The organism is Microbacterium sp. MPR-TSA4 (assembly GCF_058792815.1).
On record NZ_JBXAFF010000003.1, the window covers coordinates 133,626 to 160,111 of the forward strand.

The following is a 26,486-nucleotide window of genomic DNA, read 5'->3' on the forward strand; positions in this document are numbered from 1 at the left end:
GTCAACGGATGCGATACTGAGTCGCACCTTCTAGAATGAGTGCGTCGTGAAGGAGAACCGATGAAGATCGTGGTGCTGGTCAAAGAAGTCCCCGACACCTATGGCGACCGGAGGCTCGATCTCGAGACCGGTCTCGCCGACCGCGGCGCCTCTGACCGCGTGCTCGACGAGATCGGAGAGCGGGCGCTCGAGGTGGCGCTGAGCTACGCCGACGCGCACCCCGGCACCGAGGTCACGGTCGTCTCGATGGCCTCCGAGAATGCCGCCGCGACCGTGCGCAAGGGTCTCGCCATGGGGGCGGCGTCCGCGGTGCAGGTCGTCGACCCCGCGCTCTCCGGCGCCGACCTGGGCGTCACCGCCGCCGTGCTGGCCGCCGCCGTCCGACGGGCGGGGTTCGACCTCGTCATCACCGGCAACCTCTCCACCGACGGCACGGGCGGGGTGCTTCCCGCCATGATCGCCGAGCATCTGCAGGTGCCCCAGGCCACCGCCCTCTCGTCGGTCGAGATCGGCGAGAGCGAGGTCGCCGGAACGCGGGCGACCGACTTCGGCACGGCACGCGTGACGGCGCCGCTGCCCGCCGTGATCTCGATCACGGAGGCGCTGCCCGACGCCCGATTCCCGAACTTCAAGGGCATCATGGCGGCGAAGAAGAAGCCGTTCGAGACGGTCTCGCTCGCCGACCTCGACGTCGATGTCGACCCGGCCACCGCGCCGCAGTCGATCATGACCGCCGTCGGACAGAAGCCGCCGCGCGGCGCGGGTGTGAAGATCGTCGATGAGGGGGATGCCGCCGACAAGCTCGCCGCGTTCCTCGTCGAGAACAGACTGGCCTGAGGAACAAGGTGGGAAACGACATGGTGGACTTCGCCGCGGATTCGATCCTCGTCCTGCTGGACGTCACCCCGGCCGGTGAGCTCGCGAGCTCGGCCGCGGGGCTCCTCGGGGCCGCCGCCGGTATCGGTGCGCCCGTCGCGCTGGTCGTCGCCGACGAGTCGCGCCACGCGGCGCTCGTCGAGGCCGCCGGCGCGCTCGGCGCGCCCCTCGTGCTGACCGCCCCGCTCGGCGGTGCGGACAGCGCCCTCACCGTCCCGCTCGTCGACGCGCTCGCCGCGGCATCCGCGCTCGTGCAGCCGGACGCGGTGCTGGTGTCGAACTCGATCGAGGGCCGCGACGTCGCCGGCCGCTTCGCGGCACGCACCCGCTCGGCGCTCGCGGTGGACGCGGTGGGCGTCGCCCGCGACGAGGAGGGCGTGCTGGCGCAGCACTCCGTTTACGGCGGGTCGTACAACGTCACGAGCGCGCCGACGTTCGGGACCCTCGTGGTGACGGTCCGGCAGGGAGCCGTCGACGCGCGCGCCGCGTCGACGGCGGCGCAGGCCGTGCCGCTGGAGGTCGCCGCCTCGGGCGCGCCCGCCGCGCGGATCACCGGCTTCGAGGCGGAGGTCGCCGCGTCGTCGCGGCCCGAGCTGCGCGGCGCCGCGAAGGTCGTCTCGGGCGGGCGCGGACTCGGCTCGGCCGAGAAGTTCGCGCTGGTCGAGCAGCTCGCCGACACCCTCGGCGCCGCGGTGGGTGCCTCGCGGGCGGCCGTGGATGCCGGCTACGTCCCTTACTCGCACCAGGTCGGCCAGACCGGCGTCTCCGTCTCGCCGCAGCTGTACGTCGCGCTCGGCATCTCCGGCGCGATCCAGCACAAGGCGGGCATGCAGACCGCCAAGACGATCGTCGCGATCAATAAAGACGGCGACGCCCCCATCTTCGACATCGCCGACTTCGGCATCGTGGGGGACGTGTTCACGGTCGTCCCGCAGCTCATCGCGGCCCTCGAAGCCAGGAAGGCCTGATGGCGACGGGAGGATCGCCGGTGCGCCGGGGGCTTCCCCGCGTCGCCGGAGGCGAGCCGTGGCCGCCCCTCGACACCGGGAGCGCTGAGGCGGCGGTGGTGGAGACGGTGACGGAGGCGGCCCCCGCTGCGGCCGTCGCGCCCTCTCCGGCCGCGTCCTCGGCGGTGCGGCGCGGACTCCCGCGCACGCCCGGGGGAGAGCCCTGGCCCGAGGTAGCGGAGATTCCTGCCGTCGCGGAGGTCGCCGCCGTCGCGGAGGTCGCCGAGCCCGTGCGCGAGCAGGGCGTCGGGGTGCGCCGCGGGCTGCCGCGCGTGGCCGGGGGAGAGGCCTGGCCGCCGGCAGACACCACGGTGCCGATGGCGGAAGCACCGGCAGAGGTCGTCGCGCCGACCGCTGCACCCGCGGTCCCGGCGGTGCCCGAAGGCCCCCGCGCGCCGCTGACGGTGCCGCGCAGCGCGTGGGCGGGACGCGCGGTGTCCCACCGCCCCATCCCGAAGACCGAGCCGCGACGGGTCGGACCGTTCACCCGCACGCAGTGGGCCGGAGCCGTCGTCGTCGGGGGCCTCGCACTGCTGTTCGCGGCGGGCATGGCCGTGCTCGCGGTGAGGTTCCTGCTGAGCCTGGACGGCATGCGGGACTTCCTCGCGACCTACCCGGGGGAGTACCACCTTCCCGACGGCGCCCCCGTCGGCATCCCCGCCTGGCTGGGCTGGCAGCACTTCTTCAACGTGTTCCTGATGGTGCTGATCATCCGCTCGGGCCTCACCATCCGTCGCGAGAAGCGTCCGACCGTGTTCTGGGCGCCCAAGAACAACCCCAAGGGCAAGACCAGCCTGACGATCTGGTTCCATCAGGCGCTCGACATCCTGTGGCTGGTCAACGGCGCCGTCTTCATCGTCCTGCTGTTCGTCACCGGGCAGTGGATGCGGATCGTGCCGACGAGCTGGGAGGTGTTCCCCAACGCGCTCAGCGCCGCGCTGCAGTACGTGTCGCTGGATTGGCCCACCGAGAACGGCTGGGTCAACTACAACTCGCTGCAGCAGCTCGCGTACTTCTCGACCGTCTTCATCGCGGCCCCGCTCGCGGCGATCACGGGCTACCGCATGAGCGGGATGTGGCCGAAGAAGAACCTCACGCTCAGCGCCGCCTACCCCATCGAGTGGGCGCGGAAGGTGCACTTCCCGGTGATGCTGTTCTTCGTGGTGTTCATCGTGATCCACGTCGTGCTGGTGCTGGCGACGGGGGCGCTGCGCAACCTCAACCACATGTACGCCGCGCAGGGCTCCGTGGATCCGACGGCCTACGCCGACAACTGGACCGGCTTCTGGCTGTTCGTCGTCTCGCTCGTCGTGATCGCCGGAGCCTGGGTGGCGGCGCGGCCGCTCGTGCTGGCGCCCATCGCGCGTCTGTTCGGGACGGTCAGCGGACGCTGACCGTCCCCCGGCGGACGCCGTCAGCGGACGAAACGGACCTCGGTGAGCGTCTCGCCGAGGAAGGGCTCGGTGTGGCTCGCGCCGTCGAGGGCGAAGCCGTTGCGCACGTAGAAGCGGTGCGCGCGAGGGTTGTCCTCGGCGACCCAGAGGTACAGCTCCTCGCCGGGCTCGACGGCGGCATCGAACAGCTGCTGGCCGATGCCGGTGCCGTGGAACTGGTCGAGCAGGTAGATGAAGTACAGCTCGCGGGTGCGCGGGGCGTCGCGGTCGCGCGCGGGGCCCGATCCCACGAAGCCGACGATGTCGCCGTCGACGAGGGCGGCGAACATCTTGAACTCGGGGCCCTGCTGCGCCCAGTGGGTCCACAGCTCGGCGAGGCGCTTCGGCGAGACGTTCTCGAGTGCGGCCTTGCTGATCAGATGGTCGTAGGTCTCGTGCCAGCAGCTGGCGTGGACGCGTCCGAGGGCCTCGGCATCGACGTCGCGAACGGGACGGACGACGGTGTCGGTCTGCGCTGAAAAGTCGGTGGTGGCTGCCATGGCCAGACTCTACGGCGGCCCTCGGAATTCGCGAAATCGGCGCAGCCCGGCCCACAGCACGGCCCGGGACGCGTCGAGCGGACTGTGGGATGCCCACAACGGATTTCCGCGGACCCCTGTCGAACCCGCTAGCATCGCGCTTCGTGAACGTGTGGTGGCGGACCCTGCTGACGATCTGGCGTGCGAAGGTGCTGCTGCACCGCCGGGGGCCGATGCCGCCGCGCAGCGTGGGACGACTGCGGCTGCGCACCCTGCCGACCGACATCGATCTGCTCGGTCACATGAACAACGGCCGCTACGCCTCCCTCTTCGACCTCGGGCGCTTCGATCTGCTCATCCGCACCGGCATCTGGGACGCCATGAACGCCCAGGGCTGGTATGCGGTGGTCGCGAGCGAGACGGTGACCTTCCGCAAGTCGCTGCAGCTGTGGCAGCGGTTCACGGTGGAGTCGCGGCTCTACGGTCACGACGACAAGGCGGTCTATCAGATGCACCGGGCCGTCGTCGACGGCGAGGTCTACGCCGAGATGATCGTGCGCGCGCGGTTCCTGCGCCGCAGCGGCGGCGTGGTCAACACCGACGAGCTGTTCGAGGCGCTGCAGCGGCCGGACGACCTCCCGCCGCTGCCGCAGTGGGTCGCCGACTGGGCACGCGACAGCGCACTGCCCTCGACCAAGGCCCCCGCCCCCAGCGAGTGGGACTGATCCTCGCACCGGCCTCAGCGTGAGCGTGCGGCGAACGCGTCGCTGAGCGCGTCGCGCACGGCCCGGATGCCGGGCCGGTTGCGGCTGGCGCGGCGCGCCGCCGTGAAGATCTCGCGGACGGGATCGCCCGGCAGGGGAGTCAACCGTACGCGGGGCACGCCGCCGCCCCACAGCAGGTCGGGCAGCAGCCCGACGGCGTGACCGGCCGCGATGAGCTCGACGTGCCCGCCGAGATCGGCGAGCTCGAAGCGCACGTCGGGCTCGAAACCCGCAGCGCGGCACTGCTGCAGGGCCCACTCCCGCGCCGCGGTCCCGCGGGGCTCCATCACCCACGGGCGGTCGCCCAGCGCGGCGAGCGGGCGCGGCTCGCCCGAGGTCGCGAGCCGGATCGGGTCGGAGCCGAGCACGTCGCGGTCGAGCTCGGAACGATGCGGCCGGGTCAGCCCGGGGTACTGCTCGGCGATCGCCAGGTCGAACCCCCGGGCGCCGAGCTCGAAGAGGCCCTCCTCGGGCGGCAGCTCGGCGAGCTCGACGCGCAGCCCGGGAGCCCGCGCCGCGAGCAGGGTCAGGGCGGAGGGGACGATCGTGCGCGCCGCCGTCTGCAGCACCGCGACCCGCACGGGGGCGACGCCGGCCTGCAGCTCCTCGAGCTCGCCGCGGATCTCCTCGTCCGCGGCGAGGGCGCGCGCCGCGAAGGCGGCCAGCGTCTCGCCGTGCGCGGTGAGACGGACGCGGCGACCGTCGGGGGTGAGAAGAGCCACACCGGCGTCGCGTTCCAGCTGCGCGAGCTGCTGCGAGATGGTGGACGGGCTGTACGAGAGGGCCTGTGCGACGGCGGCGATGGTCCCCCGCTGCGCCAGCTCGTGGAGCAGGCGCAGGCGCCGCAGCTCGAACATGTCCGCTCCTCGCACCCGCCGGGAAAAACATCGGTCTCGTCGAACGATATCCGTCGAGGATCATCGCTTTTGCCGAATCATATGCGTGCCGCACGCTGGACGCATGGACACAGTGCACTCTGGAAGCGTGATGGACGACGACACTGCGCCCCCTTCGGCATCCGAGCTCGCCGAGCGCGCCGTCGCGCTCGCGCGCCGCTGGGTGGACGAGTCCGCCGCGGCGGACGTCGACCCGGCCGCCGCGCGTCTCGCCGGGGTGCTGAAGGACCCGCACGGCCTGCCGTTCACGATCGGCTTCGTCGACGGCGTGATGCGGCCCGAGTCGCTGGGCGCCGCGGCCGCGAACCTGCAGCGCGTCGCCCCGCTCGTGCCCGGCTTCCTGCCCTGGTACCTCCGCGCCGCCGTCCGCACCGGCGGCGCGCTCGCACCGCTGCTGCCCGCGCCGACCGTGCCCCTGGCCCGCCGTGCCCTGCGCGAGATGGTCGGCCACCTCATCGTCGACGCCCGGCCCGACAAGCTGGGCCCTGCCCTCGCCGCGATCCGCGCCTCGGGCGCCCGTCTCAACCTCAACCTGCTGGGCGAGGCCGTGCTGGGCGAGGACGAGGCGCGCACGCGGCTCGACGGCATCCACGACCTCATCCGCCGCGACGACGTCGACTATGTCTCGGTGAAGGTGTCGGCCATCGCCAGCCACATCTCGATGTGGGCGTTCGACGAGGTCGTCGAGAAGGTGGTCGAGCGGCTGCTGCCGCTCTATCTGACGGCCGCGGCCGCACCGGGTCCGGACGCGACGCAGACCTTCATCAACCTCGACATGGAGGAGTACCGCGACCTCGACCTGACGATCGCGGTGTTCACCCGTCTGCTCGCCGACCCGCGGCTGCAGCGGCTCGAGGCGGGCATCGTGCTGCAGGCCTACCTCCCCGACGCGCTGCCCGCGCTGCGGCGGCTGACCGCGTGGGCGCAGGAGCGCGTGGATGCCGGCGGCGCGCGCATCAAGGTGCGCCTCGTCAAGGGTGCCAACCTCGCGATGGAGCGGGTGGATGCCGCGATGCACGGCTGGCCGCTCGCGACGCACGCCAGCAAGCTCGACGCCGACGCCGGGTACATCCGCTGCCTCGACGAGGCGCTGCGAGCGGAGAACACGCGCGCCGTCCGGCTGGGCGTCGCGGGACACAACCTCTTCGACATCGCCTTCGCGTGGCTGCTCGCCGGTGAGCGCGGGGTGCGCGCCGACATCGAGTTCGAGATGCTGCTCGGCATGGCGCAGGGGCAGGTCGCGGCGGTCTCGGCCGAGGTGGGCCACGTGCTCCTCTACGTGCCCGTCGTCCGCCCCGACGAGTTCGACGTCGCCATCAGCTACCTGGTCCGCCGCCTGGAGGAGAACGCGTCGAGCGACAACTTCCTCTCCGCGGCCTTCGACCTCGCCGACGATCCCGCGATGTTCGCCCGCGAGCGCGACCGTTTCCTCGCGTCGCTCGATCGCGCCGTCGATGCGGCCCTGCCGGCCGGCCCGCTCCGCACGCAGGACCGCGGAGCGCAGGCCGCGGCATCCGAGGCGCCCCTCGCCGTCACCCGGCCGGCGCCGGCCGATGCCGACGCCGACGCCGACCTCACGCAGGTCGTCCTCGGCATCGCGAGCGGCCGGGACGACGGCGGTGCCTTCGTCGACACCGCGGTGTTCGACCTCCGCGAGAGCGCCGCCGCGGAGGGGGCTCCCGGCTTCGCGAACGCCCCCGACACCGACCCCGCGCTGCCCGCGAACCGCGCGTGGGCGGCCGACATCCTGTCGCGGGTGGAGGGCTCGACCGCGGGGGAGGCCGCGATCGCCGCGGCCCGCGTCGACGATCCGGCCGCGCTCGACGAGGTCGTCGCCCGGGCCCGTCGCGCCGGCGCGCGGTGGGCCGCGGTGCCGGCCGACGATCGCGCCGCGGTGCTGCAGACCGCCGCACGCGGCCTCGAGGCGCGTCGCGGCCGGCTCATCGAGGTCGCCGCCGCCGAGACCGGGAAGGTGTTCGCGGAGGCGGATGTCGAGGTCAGCGAAGCCGTCGACTTCGCGAACTACTACGCCGCGACGGCGCGCGAGCTCGACCGGGTCGCGGGAGCCGTCTTCGTCCCGGCGGCGCTGACGGTGGTCGCGCCGCCGTGGAACTTCCCCGTCGCGATCCCCTCGGGCGGGGTGATCGCGGCGCTCGCGGCGGGGTCGGGCGTCGTCTTCAAGCCCGCTCCGCAGGCCCGGCGGTGCGCCGCGGTCGTCGCCGAGGCGCTGTGGGAGGCCCTGGAGGGCGCCGGCATCGAGCGCGACGTCCTCGCGCTCGTCGACCTCGACGAGGGGGAGCTCGGTGAGCGTCTGATCGCGCATCCCGACGTCGACCGCGTCATCCTCACGGGATCGTGGGAGACGGCGCGGCTGTTCCGGTCGTGGCGGCCCGACCTGCCGCTGCTGGCCGAGACGAGCGGGAAGAACGCGATGATCGTCATGCCGTCGGCGGACCTCGACCTCGCCGCCGCCGACCTCGTGAAGAGCGCGTTCGGTCACGCCGGACAGAAGTGCTCCGCGGCATCCCTCGCGATCCTGGTCGGTCCGGTCGCCCGGTCCGAGCGCTTCGCCCGCCAGCTGGTCGACGCCGTGCGCTCGCTCCGGGTGGGACCCCCGTCCGACCCGCTCAGCGAGGTGGGACCGGTGATCGAGGTGCCGCGCGGCAAGCTCGAGTGGGCGCTGACCACCCTGGAGGAGGGGGAGAGCTGGCTCGTCGCACCGGAGCCGGTGGACGCGGCCGACCCCGTCCACGCGGGACGGCTGTGGCGGCCCGGCATCCGCGTGGGCGTGCGCCCGGGGTCGCGGACGCATCTCGAGGAGTTCTTCGGCCCGGTCCTCGGGATCATGCACGCGGCATCCCTCGCGGAGGCGATCGAGCTGCAGAACGCCGTCGCCTACGGGCTGACCGCGGGCCTCTACACGCAGGATCCCGCCGATCTCGAGCTGTGGCTCGACGAGGTCGAGGCGGGGAACCTCTACGTCAACCGCGGCATCACGGGGGCGATCGTGCAGCGCCAGCCCTTCGGCGGGTGGAAGCGCTCGTCGGTGGGAGCGGGCACGAAGGCGGGCGGGCCGAACTACCTGATCGGGTTCGGCTCCTGGCGTCCCTCGGCCGGCGGGCCCCCGTCGTCGACGCTGCACCTGCGGGGTCTGGACGCGCGCATCACCGCGCTCATCGAGGCCGCCCAGCCGTCACTGGACTACGAGGCGTTCGAGTGGCTCCGCCGCGGCGCCCTCTCCGACGCCGTCGCTTGGGATCGTGAGTTCGGGCGCGTCAAGGACGTCTCGCACCTGGTGATCGAGCGCAACCTCTTCCGCTATCGCCCCGTGCCGGTCGCGATCCGCGCGACCAAGGATGCCGCGTGGCACGCGCTCCTCCGAGTCGTCGTCGCGGGGGTGCGCGCCGGCGGCGAGATCACGATCAGCGCTCCGGTCGGGCTTCCCGCGGGGGTGCGCCGCGCGCTCGGAGACGTCGACGTCGCGGTCTACGTCGAGACCGACGACGAGTGGATCGCCCGCCTCGCGGCGACGCGCGAGGAGGACGGATGGCCGCGCGTGCGGTTCGTCGGGCCGGTGGGCTCGGTCGCGGCCGCGCACGGCGTCCTCGTCGCAGCGACCGACGGCGACCCCGACCTCGCCGTGTACGACGGCGAGGTGACGACCGCGGGGCGGGTCGAGCTGCTCCCGTTCCTGCACGAACAGGCGATCTCGATCACGGCGCACCGTTTCGGTAACCCCGACCGGTGGAGCGAGGACGTGATCTAGGTGCCGACGGGACGTCCCGCCCGAAAGAGAAACAACTTATCTTTCTGGCGATGGAAGGTCGTGCGAGCGACGATATCTATGGCGCAACTGGGGAGCGCCGGACGGCGACCTCGTCCTTCGAGGATGCATCGGTCGTGCCGTCATCCGACACGCCGGGGGGAGTGTCGCTCTGGGGCCGGGGGGATCACTCGACCCCAGAGCTCCCGGAGTGCGCGCCGGGGCGCCGGGCATCCTCGATCGGCGTCATGAACCCGGAGATGAGGGCCCGGACGCCGAGCGCGAACAGCGTCCACGTGCCTTCGGGGATGTCCTCCGCCGCACCGACCTCGAACGTCGGATGCGGGATGCCTTCGACGGCCCGCAGCGCGAAGCCCTCCGACATCGCCGCCATCACCGCCGTGAAGTCCTCGACCGTCAGAGGAGAGCGCATCCGCAGCCCGTACGCCTCCATGAGGTAGACGTAGAACTCCGCGAACGCGGCGATCGAGCCGTCGTGACGCTCGCGGCTCGCCTCCTTCAGCTCGGGCCAGGTCTCCGCCGTGGCCCGCAGCGCCAGCGTCACGAGGAACTGCTGCGCGTCGAGCGCATGGTCGGGGCGGTCGGCGTCGATGGAGATGCTCTGCACGTGCGCCGCGGCGGCGGCACGGATGACATCGTCGCCGTCGGCGCCCTCCGCCACGAGCTTCTCTACCGCCTCACGCGCGTACGCGGTCGGGCTCGTGCGCAGCCGCAGCCGCACCATGGACACGGCGAGGTCGCGCTGGTAGTCGTTCTGATCGGCCCAGAGACGGTAGGCGGCGCCGGTGGTCAGCCCGGCGCGGCGCAGCACCTCCTGCAGGCGGATGTGCTGCACGCCGGCGGAGACGCCGCGCTCGAGCAGCATCTGCATCCCGACGCGCAGCAGCAGCGCGCGCGTCTCGTCCCCCGTTCGCCGGGCCATGAGAAGAAATCTACTCACCTGCATGCGCTCCGCAACGGGGGCGCCGAACGGCCGTCTGGCACAATGGACACCTGGCGTGGAACGAGGAGCGAGAATGCCCGACCGGATCGCGCAGCACCGCCGGTACCTGATGTGCCGGCCCGAGCACTTCACGGTGAGCTACCGCATCAACCCGTGGATGGAGCCCGCCCTGCCCACCGACACGGCGAAGGCCGTCGCGCAGTGGCAGACGCTCTACGACGCGTATCGGGCGCAGGGGCACGAGGTGGAGCTGATCGACCCGCTGCCGGGGCTTCCCGACATGGTCTACACCGCCAACGGCGGGTTCGTCATCGACGGACGGGCCCTCGGGGTGCGCTTCCGCGTGGCCGAGCGCCGCGGCGAGGAGCGCCCCTTCATGGACTGGTTCGCGGCGCACGGCCTCGAGGTCGTGGAGCCCGCCGAGGTGCAGGAAGGGGAGGGCGACTTCCTGCTCGTCGGGCAGACGATCCTCGCCGGCACCGGGTTCCGTTCCACCGGCGACAGCCACCGCGAGGTCGCGGAGGTCTTCGGGCGCGAGGTCGTGTCGCTGCGCCTCGTCGACCCGCGGTTCTACCACCTCGACACCGCGATCTGCGTGCTCGACCCCGTCGAGGGCCCCGGCGGGGTGGATGCCGCGAACATCGCCTACCTGCCCTCCGCGTTCGACGAGCCGTCAGTGCGCGTGCTGGAGGACCGCTACCCGGACGCCATCCGCGTCGACGACGCCGACGGGGCGGTGTTCGGTCTCAACGCGGCATCCGACGGGCGTCACGTCTTCGTCTCGCCGCGCGCGACCGGTTTCGCCGCCCACCTGGCCGAGCGGGGATACGTGCCGGTCCCCATCGATCTGTCGGAGCTCCTGCTCGGCGGCGGAGGCATCAAATGCTGCACGCTCGAACTGCGAGGAAAGCGATGAGCACCACCACCGAGCCCGACGACGTCACCGCGACCCTGATCGCCGCCGAGGAGGCGCACGTCGCCCACAACTACCATCCGCTGCCCGTCGTCATCGCCCGGGGCGAAGGCGCCTGGGTGACCGATGTGGAGGGCAAACGCTACCTGGATCTGCTGTCGGCGTACTCCGCGGTCAACTTCGGGCACCGCCACCCCGCCCTCGTCGCCGCCGCGAGCGCACAGCTGGGGCGGGTGACGCTCACCAGCCGCGCGTTCCACAACGACCGGCTCGGACCGTTCGCGGAGGCGCTCGCTGCGCTCTGCGGCAAAGACCTCGTGCTCCCGATGAACACCGGCGCCGAGGCGGTCGAGACGGGGATCAAGGTCGCCCGCGCGTGGGCGTACCGCGTGAAGGGCGTCGCCGCCGGGGCCGCGACCGTCATCGTGGCGGACGGCAACTTCCACGGCCGCACGACGACGATCGTCGGCTTCAGCGACGACGAGCAGGCGCGCGCCGACTTCGGGCCGTTCACCCCCGGGTTCGTCCGGGTGCCGTACGGGGATGCCGCGGCCATCGCCGCCGCGATCGACGAGACGACGGCGGCCGTGCTGGTGGAGCCGATCCAGGGCGAGGCGGGAGTGGTCATCCCTCCCGACGGGTACCTGCGGGCGATCCGCGAGATGTGCGACCGCGAGAACGTGCTGTTCATCGCCGACGAGATCCAGTCGGGCCTCGCCCGCGTCGGCACGACGTTCGCGTGCGACCGCGAAGACGTGGTGCCCGACGTGTACCTGCTCGGCAAGGCGCTCGGCGGCGGCATCGTCCCGGTGTCGGCCGTCGTCGCCGACCGCGACGTCCTCGGGGTCATCCGTCCCGGCGAGCACGGCTCGACCTTCGGCGGCAACCCCCTGGCCGCCGCCGTCGGCCTGCAGGTGGTCGAGATGCTCGCGTCCGGCGAGTTCCAGACCCGGGCGCTCGCCCTCGGCGCGCACCTCGAGGAGGCGTTGCAGCCGTTGATCGGCAGCGGCGTCACGGCCACGCGCGTCGCGGGACTCTGGGCCGGCGTCGACATCGACCCGGCGCACGGGACCGGACGCGAGGTGGCGGAGAAGCTGCGCGGTCGCGGCGTGCTCGTGAAGGACACCCACGGCCAGACCATCCGCATCGCGCCCCCGCTCGTCGTGCGCGGCACCGAGCTCGACTGGGCGGTCGAGCAGCTGCGGCTGGTGCTCGCCGGCTGAGGGTCGCCGTCAGGCGACGGTGATCTCGACGCGGGGCCAGCCGGTCGCGCCGTCGGGCGCCGGCGGGGCGGCCGTCTGCGTCTGCGGTTCGCCGTCGAGGCCGATCGCGCGCGCCGTGATGGTGTGCTGTCCGGGGCTCGCCTGCCACGGCAGCGACCACTGCACCCAGGTGTCCGCGGAGATCGCGGTCGCGAGGGTCGCCTCCTGCCAGTCGCCGTCGTCGATGCGCACCTGCACGCCGCGCACCCCGACGTGCTGCTGCCAGGCCACGCCCGCGATGACGCTCTCTCCCGCCGCGACGGTGCCGCCGCGGCGCGGCACGTCGATGCGGCTCGCGAGCTTGATCGGTCCCCGCTCCGACCAGCCGCGCGGCGTCCAGTACCCCTGGGCGTCGGAGAACCGCGTGACCTCCAGGTCGGTGACCCACTTCGTCGCGGAGACGTAGCCGTACAGGCCCGGCACGACCATCCGCACGGGGAAGCCGTGCGCGATCGGCAGCGGCTCGCCGTTCATCCCGACCGCGAGGATCGCGTTGCGCTCGTCGGTCAGCGCCTCCAGCGGGGTGCCCGCGGTGAACCCGTCCGCCGATGTCGAGAGCACCATGTCGGCATCCGCCTGCACACCGGCGCGGGCGAGGAGGTGACGGATCGGGTAGCCGAGCCACAGCGCGGTGCCGATCAGGTCGCCGCCGACCTCGTTCGACACGCACGTGAGCGTCGTGACGCTCTCCTCGAGGGGGAGTGCGAGCAGCTCGTCCCAGCTCAGCTCGATCTCCTCGTCGACCTTGCCGTGGATGCGCAGCCGCCACGTCGCCGGATCGATCTGCGGCAGCGCGAGCGCCGTGTCGATGCGGTAGAAGCCGGCGTTCGGGGTGATGACGGGTGCCAATCCCGGGATGCCGAGGTCGGCCCCCGCCGGCACGGTCGCCGCGGCGGCGGCCCGCGGCAGGGTGATCGCGGCGCGGACGGCGGTGGCGGCGCGCGCACCGGTCTGCAGCGCCCATCCGCCGACCGCGGCCAGCGCGCCGGTCGCTGCCGCGCCGGCCGTCCACAGGAGGAAGGTACGGCGCGAGGCGCCCGAGCCCACGGCATCCGTGTCCGATGCGGTCGCGGGCGGGGCCGCGGCGATCGCGCGCGTCACGAGCGCGCTCAGAGCGAGGAGGGTCGCCCCGGCGCCGACCGCCGGCGGCACGACGGCGAGGGCCGCGGCATCCGCCCGGGTGACGGCCGCTCCGGCGCCGAGGAGACCGAGCACGACCACGAGCGTCTGCGCGGCTCCGCGGGAGCGCACGGCGAGCAGGCCCGCGGCGGCGCCGAGCAGCAGGAGCACGATCGCGACCGCGGTGACCAGGGCCGCCTTGTCGCCGGTGCCGAACAGGGCGATCGCGAGGTCTTTGCCCCACGGCGGCGCGAGGTCGATGAGCGCTCCGCCGACGGCGGCGATCGGGCTGGCGCCGACGATCGCGCCGGTGAGCTCGGCGAGGCCCGCTCCGAAGGCCGCCGCGGCGGCGCCGGCGAGCGCGGCTCGACCTCGTGATCGCGTGCGCATGCGCTGATCCTAAGTCGCGGGGGCGCGATGAGGGTGCGGATGCCGCGGCATCCATCGTCACACTCAGGAAACACGGCCCGGACTAGGCTCATGGCATGGGTGACCTGTTCGACGGATACGGCTCGACGCTGGCTCCACGCAAGACCGTCTCGGGCGTGCCCGCCTTCGACGAGATGTTCACCGCGCCGGCGTCCTCCGGCGCCCCGACGACCTCACGCGCGGCGTACCGCGAGCTGCATCAGGCGCTCGCGAGACTCACGCAGGAAGAGCTGCGCGGACGCACCGAGTCGCTCGCCAGCTCGTACCTGGCGCAGGGCGTCACCTTCGACTTCGCGGGCGAGGAACGGCCCTTCCCGCTGGATGCCGTGCCGCGCGTGATCGAGTACGACGAGTGGTCGCACATCGAGAAGGGCGTCCAGCAGCGGGTGCGCGCCCTCGAGGCGTTCCTCGACGACGCGTACGGCCACCAGCACTGCGTGCGCGACGGGGTGCTCCCGGCGGCGCTGATCGCCTCGAGCCAGTACTACTACCGCCAGGCCGCCGGCATCCACTCCGCGAACGGGGTGCGCATCCAGGTCGCCGGCATCGACCTCATCCGCGACGAGCACGGCGAGATGCGCGTGCTCGAGGACAACGTGCGGGTGCCCTCGGGCGTCAGCTACGTCATCTCCAACCGGCGGGTCATGGCCCAGACGCTGCCCGAGCTGTTCGTCTCCATGCGGGTGCGCCCGGTCGGCGACTACCCCAACAAGCTGCTGCAGGCCCTGCGCGCGTCGGCCCCGCCCGGCATCGAGGACCCCAATGTCGTCGTGCTCACCCCCGGCGTCTACAACTCCGCCTACTTCGAGCACACGCTGCTCGCGCGCCTCATGGGCGTCGAGCTCGTCGAGGGTCGCGACCTGCAGTGCGTCGGCGGCAAGGTGTTCATGCGCACGACGAGGGGACCGCGCCGCGTCGACGTGATCTACCGCCGCGTCGACGACGACTTCCTCGACCCGCTGCAGTTCCGCGCCGACTCGATGCTGGGAGCTCCCGGCCTCATGCTGGCCGCGCGCCTGGGCAACGTCACGATCGCCAACGCGGTCGGCAACGGCGTCGCCGACGACAAGCTGCTGTACACGTACGTGCCCGACCTCATCCGCTACTACCTGGCGGAGGAGCCGATCCTCAAGAACGTCGACACGTGGCGGCTGGAGGAGCCCGAGGCGCTGGAGGAGGTGCTCGACCGGCTCGACGAGCTCGTCGTGAAGCCCGTCGACGGCTCCGGCGGCAAGGGACTGGTCGTCGGGCCCGACGCGTCGCCGGCCGAGCTGGAGAAGCTCCGCAAGAAGCTGATCCGCGATCCGCGCGGCTGGATCGCGCAGCCCGTCGTGATGCTCTCCACCATCCCCACGCTCGTCGAGGACGGCATGCGGCCCCGTCACGCCGACCTCCGCCCGTTCGCCGTCAACAACGGCGACGAGGTCTGGGTGCTCCCGGGTGGGCTCACCCGGGTCGCGCTGCCGGAGGGCCAGCTCGTGGTCAACTCGTCGCAGGGCGGCGGCTCGAAGGACACGTGGGTGGTCGGCGGGGAGGCGCCCCGCCGCGGCGACTACGCCGTGCAGACCTCCGGGGGTCTCGCCGGGCTGGTGGCGGACCAGGCGTCGGTGACCGAGGCGATCCCGATCATCTACGACGCGCAGGGGCAGCAGTCCCATTCGCCGCAGGATCGCCCCCGCACCACGCGCGAGCAGCAGGAGCAGCAGCAACAGCAGGTCTCCCGTCCCGTCGGGGGTGAGCACGGATGCTGAGTCGCATCGCGGAGAGCCTGTTCTGGATCGGACGGTACATCGAGCGCAGCGACGGGACCGCCCGCATCCTCGACGTGCACCTGCAGCTGCTGCTGGAGGATCCCTGGATCGACGAGGACACGGCCTGCCGTTCGCTCATGGGCGTCATGGGCTCCGTGCCGCCGCCGGCGGGAACCGAGGTCACCCGCTCCGACGTGCTCACGAGCCTCGCCGTCGACCGCGCCAACCCGTCGAGCATCGCCTACGCCGTGCAGGCGGCGCGCGAGAACGCGCGCCGCGCCCGCGAGATCGTGTCGACGGAGCTGTGGGAGACGCTCAACACCACCAACTCGCGGATGCCGCGGCGCCTGCACAACGAGAAGGTGCACGAGTTCTTCCAGTGGGTGCGCGAGCGCTCCGCGCTCGCCGTCGGGATCACCGACTCGTCCACGAGCCGCGACGAGGCCTGGCAGTTCCTCACGCTCGGCCGCTCGATCGAGCGCACCGACATGACGGCGCGGCTGCTCGCCACGCGTGCGCTGACCGAGGCCTCGGGGCCGTCCTGGACGACGATCCTGCGCTCGTGCGGCGCGTACGAGGCGTACCTCCGCACGTATCGCGGGATGCCGAGCGCGTCGAACGCGGCGGAGTTCCTGCTCCTGGACCGCCTGTTCCCGCGCTCGATCATCTACTCGATCGCGCAGGCCGAGGCGTGCATGCGCGCGATCGACCCCGTCGCCGACCGCGTCGGCCACTCGAACACGGTGCTGCGCGCGCTCGGCCGCATCCGCAACGACCTGGAGTACCGTCCCATCGGCGAGATCCTCAGCGAGCTGCCCGACCACATGGAGCGGGTCCAGAAGGTCACCCGAGAGGCGTCGGAGGCCATCCGCGGGCGGTTCTTCCCGACACACGCCGAGCCGAGCTGGATCGGAGAGACCTCATGATGCGCCTGCGGATCGAGCACACCACCGGCTTCGCGTACCAGGGGGAGGTGGGCGCCTCCTACAACGAGGCGCGGATGCTGCCGATCTCCACCGACAGCCAGTTCGTGCTGAGCTCCCAGCTCGACATCGACCCGTCGACGAGCGTCAACTACTACCTCGACTACTTCGGGACGCGCGTCGCCGCGTTCGACGTGCTCGCGGGCCACCGCGACCTCGAGATCACGGCGCGCTCGCTCGTGGAGGTCCGCCCGCGTCCGCTGGAGTTCCCCGAACTGAGTTGGGAGCGCCTGGCCGCCGAGAGCGCCCGCTCCATCGGCACGGTCGAGATGCTCGGCCAGTCCGTGCGCACCGCGCCGCACCCCGACGTGGTGGAGCTGGCCCGCTCGATCGCGGGCCGGCACGCCGAGCCGGCCCGCGCGGCGGTGGAGATCGCCACGGCGATCGGCGACGCGATGGAGTACATGCACGGCATCACCGGCGTGCACTCGACGGGAGCCGAGGCCTGGGCCGAGCGCAAGGGCGTCTGCCAGGACATCACCCACATCACGCTGGGCGCCCTGCGCGCGGTCGGCATCCCCGCCCGGTACGTCTCCGGCTACCTGCACCCCGACCCGGACGCCGAGGTCGGAGCGCCCACGACGGGCGAGTCGCACGCGTGGGTCGAATGGTTCTCCGGCGGCTGGCAGGGCTTCGACCCGACCAACAACGTGGAGATCGGCGACCGCCACGTGCTCGTCGGCCGCGGCCGCGACTACAACGACGTCCCGCCGCTGCGGGGCGTCTACGCCGGCCCGTTCAAGAGCAACCTTCACGTCAAGGTCACCGTCACCCGGGAGGCGTAGCGCCCCGCGCCGTCACTCGTAGCGCAGCGACTCGACCGGGTCGGCCCGCGCGGCCCGCGCGGCCGGCAGCGTGCCGGCCAGGAACGCGATGCCCATCACGATCAGCGTCGTGACCAGGATGGAGACCGGGTCGAAGGCGATCAGCTCGAGGCCCGGCAGGTCGGAGAACAGGCTCGTGGCGAGCTGCGCGCTCACCGCCGTGCCGACGACGATCGCGACCAGCGCGCCGATCGCGCTGCCGAGGAAGCCGATGACCACCGCCTCGAGGCTGAACAGCGTGAAGACGCGGCCGCTGCCCATGCCCATCGCCTTCATGAGCCCGATCTCCCGGGTGCGCTCCTGCACCGACATCAGCAGGGTGTTGACGATGCCGAAGCTCGCCGCCAGCAGCGCGATGACCGCGAACGCGTTCAGCACGAGCACGATGCCGTTGATGACGGCGGTGAAGGTGCCGAGCTGATCGGCGACGGTCGTGGCGGTGTACCCCTGCGCCGACAGCGCGGCCTTGACGTCGTCGAGCTGCGCCGGCGTCGCGTCGGCGGACACCCAGGCGTCGGCGCTCGCGAAGCGGTCCAGCTGGTCCTGGGGCACGCCGTCGTTCTGCAGCGCGAACATCGCATCGGTGAGGGCGGTGTTCGGCGTGACGGAGGTGCCGGCGGCGAAGGCCGCCTCGGTGACCCCGGTGATCCGGGCGGTGACGGTGTGCTGTGCGCGCAGGGGGTCGGTGACGGCGATCGTGGCCGTCTTGCCCACAGCATCCTCCGCGTCGGCGAAGCCGAGCGGCTCCACGAGGGCGAGGGGGATGGCGACCTGCGGCGTGCCGTCGGCGTCGTCGGGTGCGGCTCCGGCGGCCAGCTGCAGGGTCTGACCGGCGACGAGCGTCCCGACGCTCGCGACGTAGCGGGGACCGTCCGCGTACTGGATGTAGTCCGCCGTCACGGTGCGCACCGGCTCCACCTTCAGGATGCCGTCGGTGGCGGTGATCGCGGCGATGTCGTCGGGTGTGAGCGCCGTCACCGACGCCGTGCCGCCGCCGGGGGCTCCGGGCTGGCTCGACGCGACGGCGTCGGGGTCGTACTCCTGCGGGCCGCCGCCGGTCGCGGCGACGGTCTTGGTCACCGTCAGCACGTCGGAGGCCCCGAAGGAGGCGACCGTGCTGTCGATGAACCGGTTGATGCCCGTGCCCAGCCCGTTCGTGATGGTGAGGGTGAAGGCGCCGACGAAGATCGCGAGGATGGTGAGGATCGTGCGCGTCTTCGAGCGGAACGTGTTGCCGACGGCGGTGGTCAGCAGATCGGCGGTCTTCATGTGGCGCTCCTCTCGTCGGGGACGAGCACGCCGTCGCGGATCTGGACGCGGCGGTCGCAGCGCGCCGCGAGCTCCTCGTCGTGGGTGACGACGATCAGCGTGATGCCGTGCTCGCGGTTGAGGCGGAAGAGGATGTCCTCGACCACCGCTCCCGTCGCCGAGTCGAGGTTGCCGGTGGGCTCGTCGGCGAAGATCACGTCGGGATCGTTCACGAGCGCACGCGCGATGACGGCGCGCTGCTTCTGCCCGCCCGACAGCGCGGTCGCCTTGTTGCGCGCCTTGTCGGCCATGTCGAGCTCGGCGAGGGCGGCCATGCCGCGGCGGCGGCGCTCCGCGCGGCTCACCCCCGCGATCTTCAGCGGCAGCACGACGTTGTCGAACACCGAGGCGCTGGAGGTCAGGAAGAACTGCTGGAAGACGAACCCGAACGTCTTGTTGCGGGTGCGGTTCAGGCGGCGGCCGCGGAGGGTGTCGGCATCCACGCCGTCGAGCAGCACCCGCCCGCTGGTGGGGGCGTCCATGAGCGCGAGCAGGTGCATGAGCGTGGACTTGCCCGAACCGCTCTTGCCGACGATCGCGATGCTCTCTCCCCGCCGGATGTCGAGGCTGACGCCGCGGAGAGCGTCGAAACGGGCGGAGCCGCGGCCGTAGGACTTGTGCAGGTCGTGGACGGAGAGCAGGGGCGGGGGCGCGGACGGCGCCGGATCGGATGTCATGACGACCAGCCTTCCCGTCGGCCGGCGCGGCGGCATCCCGTCGCTGCGGCAGATGCGTACCCCAGGCGGGGGATGCCGGGATCCCTCGCCGGGGCGATCCGTTGCGGTGCCCGGGGCGTCAGACTGGAGTCGTGAGCTCACCGGACGACACCTTCCCGCCGCCGCACCCCGTGGGCCCGGCGTGGGCGGCGGACGTCGTCCTGGTCGTGCTCGTCGTCCTCCCCGCCCTGCTCCCCCTGCCGATGGCCGAGCTGCGGCCGTCGACTCCGCTCGTCCTCGTCCTCGTCCTCCTGCCCGCCCCGGCGCTGCTGCTGCGGCGGCGCTGGCCGGTGGTGACGCTCGCGCTCTGCGCGGCCGCCTACGTCGCCGCGCTGGTGTGCGGCACGAACTCTCCCGGGGCGGCGCTCGCGGCGCTGGTGGCGATGTTCATCGTCGCCCGCGACACCTCCCGTCGCACCGCCGTCGCAGCGGCCGCGATCGTGGTCGCCGTCGTGGTGGGCGTGGGCATCGGGGTCACCGTCGCGACGAGAGCCGACACGCGGTTCCTGCAGATCGGGCTCGCCCTGGCGCTCGCGGCCGCGGTCGGGGACGGGGTCCGCTCGCGCCGCGCGTACCTCACGGCCGTCGTCGACCGCGCCCGCCGCGCGGAGCAGACCCGCGACGCCGAGGCCCGTCGGCGCGTCACGGAGGAGCGGCTGCGCATCGCGCGCGATCTGCACGACGCGGTCGCCCACCAGATCTCCGTGATCAGCCTCAATGCGGGGGTGGCCTCGGCGGCGCTCGACTCCCGCCCGGAGCGGGCGCGGGAGGCGCTCTCGACGATCCGCACGGCGTCCCGCGACGTGCTCAGCCAGATCGGCGGCATGCTCAGCGTGCTGCGCGCGGATGAGACGACCGCGCTGCGGGAGCAGCCGGGGCTGGCCCGGCTGCCGGAGCTCGTGGAGTCGGTGCGGGTCGCCGGTCTCGACGTGGTGCTGCGCGACGAACGCGGCGGCCTCGCCGACACCCCGCTTCCGCTGGCGGTCGACATCGTCGCGTACCGGGTGATCCAGGAGGGGCTCACCAATGCGCTCAAGCACGGGGCCGGTGCGCGGGCGCACGTCCTCCTGCGGCTCGAGGACGACGCGCTCGAGGTCGTGGTCACGAACCCCGTCGACCGCAGCCTGCCGGTCGAGTCGGGCCCGGCATCCGGGTTCGGCCTGCTGGGGCTGAAGGAGCGCGTGGGGTCCGTGCGGGGCCGGCTCGAGTCGGGGCGCGCGCCGGGCGGCTTCCGGCTCGCGGCGCGGCTGCCGATCGATGCGGTGGTCGCCTCGTGATCGCCGTGGTCGTGGTCGACGATCAGGCGCTCATCCGCACCGCCGTGCGCGACCTCCTCGACGGCGAGCCGGACATCACGGTGGTCGCGGAGGCGACGGACGGCGAGAGCGCCGTCGAGGAGGTGCGCCGCCGACGGCCGGATGTGGTGGTCATGGACATCCGGATGCCGCGCATGGACGGCATCGAGGCGACCACCCTGATCTGCCGCGACCCCGCCCTCGCCGACACGCGCGTGCTCATCCTCACCACGTTCGAGGAGGACGAGTACGTCGTCGCGGCGCTGCGCGCGGGAGCGAGCGGCTTCGTGGGCAAAGGCGCCGAGCCGGAGGAGATCGGCCGCGCCGTCCGCGCGGTCCACGCCGGCGACGAGCTGCTCTCGCCGGCCGCCACCCGCGCGCTCATCGGCAGGTTCGTGCGCTCGACGGCCCCGGTCGCGGCGCCCCGCTCGCTCGCGCCGCTGACCGACCGCGAGCGGGAGATCCTCGTGCTCGTGGCCCGCGGCCGCTCCAACGACGCGATCGCGGCCGAGCTGTTCATCTCGCCGCACACCGCCAAGACCCACCTCAAGCGCGTGATGACCAAGCTGGGCGCGCACGACCGCGCCCAGCTGGTCATCGCCGCCTACGAGAGCGGACTGGTCGCGCCCGGGTCCTGATCGTCACCGGTCGCCGGGGCGCCGGTGCCGGCGGCGGCGCGCTGCTTCCGCTCCCGCTCCTCGGCCTCGGCGCCGCCGATCGCCTCGCCGCGCGCGACGAGGCCGGCGACGTCGGAGAGGGGGATCTGCTTCAGCGTGAGCGCCAGCACGAAGGCGAGGGCGATGAAGGGGACGAGGTACCAGAACACCGGCGCGAGCGCGTCCGCGTAGGCGTTCACGATCCCGTCGCGCACCTCCGGGGGAAGGGTCGCGAGCGTCTGCGGGTCGAGGTTCGCGGTGGCCGCCGCCGACTCCGACGCGCTGGCCCCCGCGGAGGAGAAGACGTCCCGGAGGTTATCGGTGAGCCGCGTCGTGAAGAGGGTGCCGAACACCGCGGTGCCGAGGGCGGCGCCCACCTCGCGGAAGTAGTTGTTGGTGCTGGTGGCGGTGCCGACCTCGGCGGCGGGCACCGCGTTCTGCACGACCAGGACCACGACCTGGATGATCAGGCCCAGGCCCGCGCCGAAGAAGAACAGGAAGACGCAGATGAGCCAGATCGGCGTCGCCGCGGTGAGCGTCGTCATCGCGATCATCGACGCGCCCGTCACCAGCGTGCCCACGATCGGGAAGATCCGGTAGCGCCCCGAACGGCTGATGAGGATGCCGGAGGCGATGGAGGTGCCCATCAGTCCCGCCATCATGGGCACCATCAGCAGCCCCGACTCGGCCGCCGAGGTGCCGGAGGACATCTGCAGGAACGTGGGCACGAACCCGATCGCCGCGAACATCCCGATGCCGAGCGTCAGTCCGATCGCCGTCGCGTTGAGGAACACCGGGTTGCGGAACAGGTGGAGCGGGATGATGGGGTCCTCGGCGCGGGACTCGACGAGGACGAAGCCGCCCGCCGCGATGAGCAGCCCCAGGCCCCAGGCCCAGGTGGCGGGCGAGGACCAGCCGAAGTCGGTGTCGCCGCCGAAGTCGGTGAAGAAGATGAGGCAGGTCGTCGCGATCGACAGCAGCACGATGCCGAGGACGTCGATCCGGCGGGTCGCGCGCTTGTCGGGCAGCGTCAGCGCGAACAGGGCGATGACGAACGCCGCGATGCCGACGGGGATGTTGATGTAGAACGCCCACTGCCAGGTCAGGTGGTCCACGAAGAACCCGCCCAGCAGGGGGCCGGCGATCGCGGAGAGGCCGAAGACGGCGCCGAGCGGGCCGAGGTACTTGCCGCGCTCCGAGGCGGGGACGATGTCGGCGATGATCGCCTGCGACAGGATCATCAGGCCGCCGCCGCCCAGCCCCTGCACGGCGCGGAAGAACACGAACATCCAGAAGTCGCTCGCCAGCGCGCAGCCGACCGAGGCCAGGGTGAACAGCGCGATCGCGATGAGGAACAGGCGGCGCCGGCCGAGCACGTCGCCGAACTTGCCGTAGACGGGCATGACGATCGTGGTCGCGAGCAGGTAGGCGGTGGTGATCCACACCTGGTGCTCGACTCCGCCCAGCTGGCCGACGATCGTGGGCATGGCCGTCGAGACGATCGTCTGGTCCAGACTCGACAGGAGCATCCCGGCGATGAGCGCGCCGAAGATGATCCAGACGCGCCGCGGGGTGAGCAGCAGGGGGGAGGCGGACGGCGAGGCGGCGGCGGACATGGTCATTCCTTCGGCGAGGTCGGGGAGAGGGCGGCGCGGCCCGCGTCGGCGCGGCGGCGCAGGAGGGTGAGGAAGTCGGGGTGCTCCTCGTCGAAGAACGCCGCGATCGCGGACCGCAGGAGCGGATTGATCATCCGCACGAGCATGTCGACGACGAGCGGGTCGGTCGGTGCGTCGGGGCGGCTGCGCACCAGCGCGATGTCGTTGACCTCGGCATCCGCCATGATCGACATCAGCTGGGCATGCAGGCGCGGCTCGTCCGCGAGCAGGCGCCCGACCTCCTCGGCCTCCGTCCGGGTGTGGCCCATCAGCGCCCAGCGGGCGGCGTGCAGGTGCAGGTAGTCGTCGAGCAGGTCGCCGTCGCCGTGCACGAACCGCTCGTCGAGCTCCTCGAGATGCGCGCGCAGCGTGAGCCCGAGCACGGCGTTCTCCTTCGATGCGAAGTAGTTGAAGAACGTCCGGCGTGAGACCCCGACGTCGGCGCACAGCTGGTCGATCGTGAACCCGTTGAGTCCGTGCGCGGCGGTCAGCCGTCGTGCGGCGGTGCGCAGCGCGGCCGCCGTCTCGGCGATGCGTCTCCCGCGGGATCCGTTTGCACTCTCGGTCACAGAGTGCATGTTTGCACTCTTGGGGCGACAGTGCAAATTTCACGGATTCTCGGCGCGGGGAATGCGGATCGCACTTTGTTGTTGCATCAACCATCGCCGCTCGGAGTCGCCGACGGCCCACCGAAAGGACCGCTCGTGCTCATCGTCTCCTTGTCCGTCGTCGGTGGCGGGGCGCCGGCATGAGGGCCGCGACCCTGGACTGGCGGCCCGCGCCGGTGCACACCGCGGGTGCCGCCGCCGACGCCACGCGGATGGACACCGTCGAGCTGCTCGTGGGCGACCTCGACGCGCAGACCGCGTTCTACCGCGACGCCGTCTCGCTCGAGATCCTCGACCAGTCCGGCGCGCAGGCGACCCTCGGCCGTGACGGCATCCCGATCGTCGCGCTCACGCACGCCCCCGAACTCCCGCCGTTCGACCGCCACGGTGCGGGCCTGTACCACACGGCGATCGCGTTCCCCGATCGCGCGGCGCTGTCGGCGGCCGTGATGTCGATGGCGCGCCGCGCCGGCGACACCTTCGAGGGCGCGACCGACCACACCTTCAGCAACGCGTTCTACTTCCACGACCCCGAGGGCAACGGCATCGAGCTGTACTGGGATCTGCCCACCGAGGTCTGGCAGGACAAGCCCGCCGGATGGATGCCGCGCAACACCGCGATCGACCCCAACGCCTTCCTCCGCGAGCACTTCGACCCGGCCCGCACGACCGCCGACGAGGCCACCGTCGGCCACGTCCACCTGCAGGTCGGCGACATCCCCACCGCCCGGCGCTTCTACGTCGACACGCTCGGCTTCGACGTGTCGATCGACGTGGGCTCCGCGCTGTTCCTCTCCGCGGGCGGCTACCACCACCACATCGGACTGAACACGTGGCACAGCGCGGGCGCCGGCCCGCGGGCCGTGTCGCTCGGACTCGGCGACGTGCGACTGCGGATGCCGGAGCGCGACGACGTGCTCGCCCTCGCCGATCGTGCGCGGCACGCGGGCATCGCGGTGCAGGACGACGGCGCCGGGGTGCGCCTGCGCGATCCGTGGGGGACGCTGCTGACCGTGCTCCCCGAGGGGAGCGCCTGATGGCGCTCACGGCCGGCGGGCTGCCGGCGGCGACCGTCCGCACCGCGGTGACGGTGCCGCTGCGCTTCTCCGACGGGTACGAGACGACGGCGCGCGTGCACACCTTCCACGCCCTGGTGGACGGCGCCGAGCACCTGCTGCTGAGCTTCGAGGGACGAAGGCCCCGCGCGCGGGAGAGCGCACCGCTGGTCCGTCTGCACAGCGAGTGCCTCACGGGCGACGTCTTCGGATCCGAGCGGTGCGACTGCGGACCGCAGCTGCGCGAGGCCGTCGAGCGGCTCTCCGAAGACGGCGGAGCGCTCCTCTACCTCCGGCAGGAGGGACGCGGCATCGGGCTGTACGCGAAGCTCGACGCCTACGCGCTGCAGGACGAAGGGCTCGACACCTACGAGGCCAACACGGCGCTCGGGCACGGCGAGGACGAGCGCGACTACAGCGCCGCCGCGCAGATGCTGCACGCCGTCGGCATCCACCGGCTGCGTCTGCTCACGAACAACCCCGACAAGGTCGCGCAACTGCGCGCGCTCGGCGTCGAGGTGGCGGATGCCGTGGCCACCGGCGTGCACCTGACGGACGCGAACGCACGCTACCTGCGTGCCAAGCGGGACCACACCGGTCACACGATCGACGTCCCCGCGGCCTGAGGATCATGGTGTATCCCGTTCCGCGCATGACCACCGCCGAAGCAGAGGCCTGGCTCGGGCTCATCCGCGTGTGCGACCTGCTGCCCAGCGCGCTCGACTCGCAGCTGCAGCGCGACTCCGCCCTGACGCACTACGAGTTCGGGGTGATGACCTTCCTCCGGCGCATGCCGGAGGCCACGGCCACCATGAGCGAGGTCGCCGAGGCGACCAACGCCACGCTGTCGCGGCTGTCCCACGTGTGCTCGCGTCTGCAGACGCGGGGTCTCGTGCTCAAGAGCGGGTGCCCCACCGACCGTCGGGTGAGCCGGGTGACCCTGACCGGCGCGGGGCGCCGGGAGCTCATCCGGGCCACCCCCGGCCACATCGCGACCGCCCGCTCGCTCGTGGTCGACGCGCTCTCCGCGGACGACCTCGCCCACCTGGCGCGGATCACGGCCGTCCTCGGCGAGCGTCTCGACCCGGACCACCGGTTCGGGGCGCACCAGTGAGCCGCGTCGGTACGCTGGCACCGTGACCACCTGGCGCAGCTCGCAGAAGGCCGACCGGCGGGCGCGACTGCTCGTGGAGGCGGCGGCGCTGTTCGCCCGTCGCGGCTTCGCCGCCGTCACCACCGTCGAGATCGGCGAGGCGGTGGGGATGAGCGGCCCGGCGCTGTACAAGCACTTCCCGAGCAAGGACGCGATCCTCGCCGAGCTCCTGGTCGACGCCAGCGAGCGGCTGCTGCAGGGCGGCCGTGAGATCGTCGCGGGCACAGGTCCGTCCGACGCCGTCGCCGCGGGAGCCGTGCTCGACGAGCTCATCGCCTTCCACATCGGCTTCGCGACGGCGGCGCCCGACATCATCCGCATCCAGGATCGCGAGCTCGCCGGTCTCGACTCCGACACCAACCACCGGGTGCGGCGGCTGCAGCGCGCGTACGTCGCCGAGTGGGACGTCGTGCTCGCCACCGCCGCGCCGGCCCTGAGCGCACCCGAGCGCGAGACCCGCCTGCTCGGCGTCTTCGGCCTGCTCAACTCGACGCCGCACAGTGCGGGGGCGAGCGGGGACGACGCGGCACGGATCCTCGCCGGGATGGCGCGGCGTGCGCTGCGGGACGAGGCCTGA

Annotated in this window: 24 protein-coding genes; 16 read left to right on the forward strand and 8 right to left on the reverse strand. The window is 72.5% G+C overall.

Annotated features, from left to right (window positions below; genetic code table 11):
* The first annotated feature begins 60 nt into the window (after positions 1-60).
* From AC1Q49_RS03155 to AC1Q49_RS03165, 3 genes are read left to right on the forward strand one after another with little or no spacing between them, the layout of a single operon-like run.
* Entirely contained in the window at positions 61-837 is a 777-nt protein-coding gene (locus tag AC1Q49_RS03155) for an electron transfer flavoprotein subunit beta/FixA family protein (RefSeq protein ID WP_492490919.1), read from the forward strand.
* 20 nt (positions 838-857) lie between these two features.
* A complete protein-coding gene (locus AC1Q49_RS03160; RefSeq protein WP_061782462.1) occupies positions 858-1,844 on the forward strand; it encodes an electron transfer flavoprotein subunit alpha/FixB family protein in 987 nt (328 codons plus the stop codon).
* Entirely contained in the window at positions 1,844-3,277 is a 1,434-nt protein-coding gene (locus tag AC1Q49_RS03165; RefSeq protein ID WP_492490920.1) for a cytochrome b/b6 domain-containing protein, read from the forward strand. The genes AC1Q49_RS03160 and AC1Q49_RS03165 overlap by 1 nt, the downstream gene beginning before the upstream one ends.
* Positions 3,278-3,297: 20 nt before the next feature.
* Here AC1Q49_RS03165 and AC1Q49_RS03170 read toward each other — a convergent pair whose 3' ends face one another.
* Positions 3,298-3,816, reverse strand: a complete 519-nt coding sequence (locus tag AC1Q49_RS03170) for a GNAT family N-acetyltransferase (protein ID WP_060959336.1) — start codon at positions 3,814-3,816, stop codon at positions 3,298-3,300.
* Between the two features lie 143 nt (positions 3,817-3,959).
* Between AC1Q49_RS03170 and AC1Q49_RS03175 the strand changes: the two genes are divergently transcribed.
* Positions 3,960-4,520 carry an acyl-CoA thioesterase gene (locus AC1Q49_RS03175; protein ID WP_060959337.1) on the forward strand — a complete coding sequence of 187 codons (561 nt, stop codon included), beginning with the start codon at positions 3,960-3,962 and terminating at the stop codon, positions 4,518-4,520.
* 14 nt (positions 4,521-4,534) lie between these two features.
* On the opposite strand, the gene AC1Q49_RS03180 is transcribed toward AC1Q49_RS03175, so the two are convergent.
* Entirely contained in the window at positions 4,535-5,416 is an 882-nt protein-coding gene (locus AC1Q49_RS03180) for a LysR family transcriptional regulator (RefSeq protein ID WP_061782463.1), read from the reverse strand.
* Between the two features lie 130 nt (positions 5,417-5,546).
* On the opposite strand from AC1Q49_RS03180, the gene AC1Q49_RS03185 reads away from it, so the two are divergent.
* A complete protein-coding gene (locus AC1Q49_RS03185) occupies positions 5,547-9,221 on the forward strand; it encodes a bifunctional proline dehydrogenase/L-glutamate gamma-semialdehyde dehydrogenase (RefSeq protein WP_492490921.1) in 3,675 nt (1,224 codons plus the stop codon).
* 184 nt (positions 9,222-9,405) lie between these two features.
* Here the strand turns inward: AC1Q49_RS03185 and AC1Q49_RS03190 are convergent, their stop codons facing one another.
* Positions 9,406-10,161, reverse strand: coding sequence for a hypothetical protein (locus tag AC1Q49_RS03190; protein WP_492490922.1), 756 nt, complete (start codon positions 10,159-10,161; stop codon positions 9,406-9,408).
* Between the two features lie 94 nt (positions 10,162-10,255).
* On the opposite strand from AC1Q49_RS03190, the gene ddaH reads away from it, so the two are divergent.
* Both ddaH and rocD read left to right on the forward strand, forming a co-directional pair.
* Positions 10,256-11,098, forward strand: coding sequence for a dimethylargininase (ddaH, locus tag AC1Q49_RS03195; RefSeq protein WP_492490923.1), 843 nt, complete (start codon positions 10,256-10,258; stop codon positions 11,096-11,098).
* Positions 11,095-12,318 (forward strand): ornithine--oxo-acid transaminase, encoded by a 1,224-nt coding sequence (gene rocD, locus AC1Q49_RS03200; protein ID WP_191009501.1) that lies wholly within the window; start codon positions 11,095-11,097, stop codon positions 12,316-12,318. The genes ddaH and rocD overlap by 4 nt, the downstream gene beginning before the upstream one ends.
* Positions 12,319-12,327: 9 nt before the next feature.
* On the opposite strand, the gene AC1Q49_RS03205 is transcribed toward rocD, so the two are convergent.
* Positions 12,328-13,866: a molybdopterin-dependent oxidoreductase gene (locus AC1Q49_RS03205; RefSeq protein ID WP_101305466.1), complete on the reverse strand. Its 1,539-nt coding sequence runs from the start codon at positions 13,864-13,866 to the stop codon at positions 12,328-12,330.
* Positions 13,867-13,961: 95 nt separating this feature from the next.
* Between AC1Q49_RS03205 and AC1Q49_RS03210 the strand changes: the two genes are divergently transcribed.
* From AC1Q49_RS03210 to AC1Q49_RS03220, 3 genes are read left to right on the forward strand one after another with little or no spacing between them, the layout of a single operon-like run.
* On the forward strand, positions 13,962-15,656 hold the full coding sequence (locus AC1Q49_RS03210; RefSeq protein ID WP_101305467.1) for a circularly permuted type 2 ATP-grasp protein: 1,695 nt from the start codon (positions 13,962-13,964) through the stop codon (positions 15,654-15,656).
* Positions 15,650-16,582 carry an alpha-E domain-containing protein gene (locus AC1Q49_RS03215; RefSeq protein ID WP_060959958.1) on the forward strand — a complete coding sequence of 311 codons (933 nt, stop codon included), beginning with the start codon at positions 15,650-15,652 and terminating at the stop codon, positions 16,580-16,582. Before AC1Q49_RS03210 ends, AC1Q49_RS03215 begins: the two co-directional genes overlap by 7 nt.
* On the forward strand, positions 16,579-17,424 hold the full coding sequence (locus AC1Q49_RS03220) for a transglutaminase family protein (protein WP_060959957.1): 846 nt from the start codon (positions 16,579-16,581) through the stop codon (positions 17,422-17,424). Before AC1Q49_RS03215 ends, AC1Q49_RS03220 begins: the two co-directional genes overlap by 4 nt.
* 12 nt (positions 17,425-17,436) lie before the next feature.
* Here AC1Q49_RS03220 and AC1Q49_RS03225 read toward each other — a convergent pair whose 3' ends face one another.
* Positions 17,437-18,732 (reverse strand): ABC transporter permease, encoded by a 1,296-nt coding sequence (locus tag AC1Q49_RS03225; RefSeq protein WP_060959956.1) that lies wholly within the window; start codon positions 18,730-18,732, stop codon positions 17,437-17,439.
* Positions 18,729-19,448 carry an ABC transporter ATP-binding protein gene (locus AC1Q49_RS03230; protein WP_492490924.1) on the reverse strand — a complete coding sequence of 240 codons (720 nt, stop codon included), beginning with the start codon at positions 19,446-19,448 and terminating at the stop codon, positions 18,729-18,731. The genes AC1Q49_RS03225 and AC1Q49_RS03230 overlap by 4 nt, the downstream gene beginning before the upstream one ends.
* Positions 19,449-19,579: 131 nt before the next feature.
* Between AC1Q49_RS03230 and AC1Q49_RS03235 the strand changes: the two genes are divergently transcribed.
* Both AC1Q49_RS03235 and AC1Q49_RS03240 read left to right on the forward strand, forming a co-directional pair.
* Positions 19,580-20,764: a sensor histidine kinase gene (locus AC1Q49_RS03235; RefSeq protein ID WP_492490925.1), complete on the forward strand. Its 1,185-nt coding sequence runs from the start codon at positions 19,580-19,582 to the stop codon at positions 20,762-20,764.
* Positions 20,761-21,420: a response regulator gene (locus tag AC1Q49_RS03240; RefSeq protein WP_060959952.1), complete on the forward strand. Its 660-nt coding sequence runs from the start codon at positions 20,761-20,763 to the stop codon at positions 21,418-21,420. Before AC1Q49_RS03235 ends, AC1Q49_RS03240 begins: the two co-directional genes overlap by 4 nt.
* On the opposite strand, the gene AC1Q49_RS03245 is transcribed toward AC1Q49_RS03240, so the two are convergent.
* Positions 21,387-23,054, reverse strand: coding sequence for an MDR family MFS transporter (locus AC1Q49_RS03245; RefSeq protein WP_492490926.1), 1,668 nt, complete (start codon positions 23,052-23,054; stop codon positions 21,387-21,389). The two genes, AC1Q49_RS03240 and AC1Q49_RS03245, sit on opposite strands and share 34 nt — an antisense overlap.
* Positions 23,055-23,056: 2 nt before the next feature.
* Positions 23,057-23,662, reverse strand: a complete 606-nt coding sequence (locus tag AC1Q49_RS03250; protein ID WP_061782471.1) for a TetR/AcrR family transcriptional regulator — start codon at positions 23,660-23,662, stop codon at positions 23,057-23,059.
* Between the two features lie 179 nt (positions 23,663-23,841).
* Between AC1Q49_RS03250 and AC1Q49_RS03255 the strand changes: the two genes are divergently transcribed.
* Genes AC1Q49_RS03255 through AC1Q49_RS03270 form a run of 4 tightly spaced genes read left to right on the forward strand, consistent with a single transcriptional unit; the run spans position 23,842 to position 26,486 of the window.
* On the forward strand, positions 23,842-24,738 hold the full coding sequence (locus AC1Q49_RS03255; RefSeq protein WP_101305472.1) for a VOC family protein: 897 nt from the start codon (positions 23,842-23,844) through the stop codon (positions 24,736-24,738).
* Entirely contained in the window at positions 24,738-25,382 is a 645-nt protein-coding gene (locus tag AC1Q49_RS03260; RefSeq protein ID WP_060959949.1) for a GTP cyclohydrolase II, read from the forward strand. The genes AC1Q49_RS03255 and AC1Q49_RS03260 overlap by 1 nt, the downstream gene beginning before the upstream one ends.
* A gap of 26 nt (positions 25,383-25,408) precedes the next feature.
* Entirely contained in the window at positions 25,409-25,870 is a 462-nt protein-coding gene (locus AC1Q49_RS03265; protein WP_223848815.1) for a MarR family winged helix-turn-helix transcriptional regulator, read from the forward strand.
* 22 nt (positions 25,871-25,892) lie between these two features.
* Positions 25,893-26,486 carry a TetR/AcrR family transcriptional regulator gene (locus tag AC1Q49_RS03270; protein WP_060959947.1) on the forward strand — a complete coding sequence of 198 codons (594 nt, stop codon included), beginning with the start codon at positions 25,893-25,895 and terminating at the stop codon, positions 26,484-26,486.